Origin of the sequence: Streptomyces sp. rh34, from assembly GCF_002551245.1 — a bacterium.
GTDB lineage: Bacteria > Actinomycetota > Actinomycetes > Streptomycetales > Streptomycetaceae > Streptomyces.
This window is the reverse complement of record NZ_NTGZ01000511.1, coordinates 1-1,705: the sequence shown is the minus strand read 5'-3', so window position 1 is coordinate 1,705 and position 1,705 is coordinate 1. Positions and strand designations below refer to the sequence as shown.

The window sequence follows — 1,705 nt, the reverse complement described above, 5'->3', positions numbered from 1 at the left end:
ACCTGGGCGTGCGCGGTCCCGCGCGTACGCGTTCGCCGGCCCCGCGCGTCCAGGGGCGCGACCCTCGCCGTACGGGGGCCGGCGCCCCGTCCCCGTACCCTTGCCGAGGACCCGGGGAGCCCGCACGCCGACCGGGTCCTCGCTTGCGCCGTACGTACGAAGGAGAACCGCCGTGCTCGTGCTGTTGCCGCCCTCCGAAGGAAAGGCCGCCTCGGGGCGCGGGGCTTCGCTGAAGCCGGAGTCGCTGTCGCTGCCGGGGCTCGCCCCGGCCCGTGCGGCGGTGCTGGACGAGCTGGTCGAGCTGTGTCAGGCGGACGAGGAGAAGGCCCGTGAGGTGCTGGGGCTGAGCGTGGGGCTGCGGGGCGAGGTCGCCAAGAACACCGAGCTGCGCACCGCCGGAACCCGTCCGGCCGGGGAGCTGTACACCGGTGTGCTGTACGACGCCCTCGATCTGGCCTCGCTGGAGGCGGACGCGCGGCGGCGGGCGGCGAAGTCGCTGCTGGTCTTCTCGGGGCTGTGGGGCGCGGTCCGGATCGGCGACCGGATCCCGCCGTACCGCTGCTCGATGGGGGTGAGGCTGCCCGGTCTCGGCGCGCTCGGCGCGTACTGGCGCACCCCGATGGAGACCGTGCTGCCCGAGGCCGCCGGGAACGGGCTCGTCCTGGACCTGCGGTCCTCGGCGTATGCGGCGGCGTGGAAGCCGACGGGCGAGGTGGCCTCCCGCACGGCGAGCGTGCGGGTGCTGCACTCCCAGCTGGTGGGCGGGGTGGAGAAGCGGTCCGTGGTGAGCCACTTCAACAAGGCGACCAAGGGCCGGCTGGTGCGGGATCTGCTGCTGGCGGGTGCGCGACCGAAGGGCCCGGCGCAGTTGGTGGAGGTGTTGCGGGACCTCGGGTACGTGGTGGAGGCCGAGGCCCCCGCGCGGGCCGGGCGGCCGTGGTCGCTGGACGTCGTGGTGACGGACATCCACTGACCTCCCGGGAAGGCGAGCGTTGCGCAGTGCGCAACGCTCGTTGCAGATATCGCCTCGTGCGCGGCAGGATGGCCCCATGACCTCCTCTGCCGCGCCCTCCGCCCCGTCCGACGCCTCCGTGCTGGATCTCGCGCCCGTCGTCCCCGTCGTGGTCCTGCACGACGTGGCCGACGCGGTGCCGCTGGCGCGGGCTCTGGTGGCAGGCGGGCTGCCGGCGATCGAGGTGACGCTGCGGACGCCCGCCGCGCTGCAGTCGATCCGGGCCATGGCCGCCGAGGTCCCGGGCGCGGTGGTCGGCGCGGGCACGGTGATCTCGCCGGAGCACGTACGGGACACCGTGGACGCCGGGGCCCGGTTCCTGGTCAGCCCGGGGTGGACGGACGCGCTGCTGGAGGCGATGAAGGCGTCCGGGGTGCCGTTCCTGCCCGGTGTCTCGACCACCTCCGAGGTGGTGGCCCTGCTGGAGCGCGGGGTGCGGGAGATGAAGTTCTTCCCGGCCGAGGCGGCGGGCGGCACGGCCTACCTCAAGGCCCTGTCCGCACCGCTTCCCCAGGCCAGGTTCTGCCCGACCGGCGGCATCTCGCTCGCCTCCGCGCCGTCGTACCTCGCGCTGCCCAACGTGGGCTGCGTGGGCGGCAGCTGGATGGTCCCGGGCGACGCGGTGGCGGCGAAGGACTGGGACCGGGTGGCCCGCCTGGCGGCCGAGGCGGCGGCGCTCGCCCGGTAGGGCCG

2 protein-coding genes are annotated in these 1,705 nt (G+C 75.1%); both read left to right on the top strand.

The window, feature by feature from the left end; translation table 11 throughout:
* Positions 1 to 172: 172 nt before the first annotated feature.
* A complete protein-coding gene (gene yaaA, locus CR470_RS37790; protein ID WP_097872271.1) occupies positions 173 to 973 on the top strand; it encodes a peroxide stress protein YaaA in 801 nt (266 codons plus the stop codon).
* Positions 974 to 1,049: 76 nt separating this feature from the next.
* On the top strand, positions 1,050 to 1,700 hold the full coding sequence (gene eda / locus CR470_RS37785; protein WP_097872269.1) for a bifunctional 4-hydroxy-2-oxoglutarate aldolase/2-dehydro-3-deoxy-phosphogluconate aldolase: 651 nt from the start codon (positions 1,050 to 1,052) through the stop codon (positions 1,698 to 1,700).
* Positions 1,701 to 1,705: the final 5 nt, after the last annotated feature.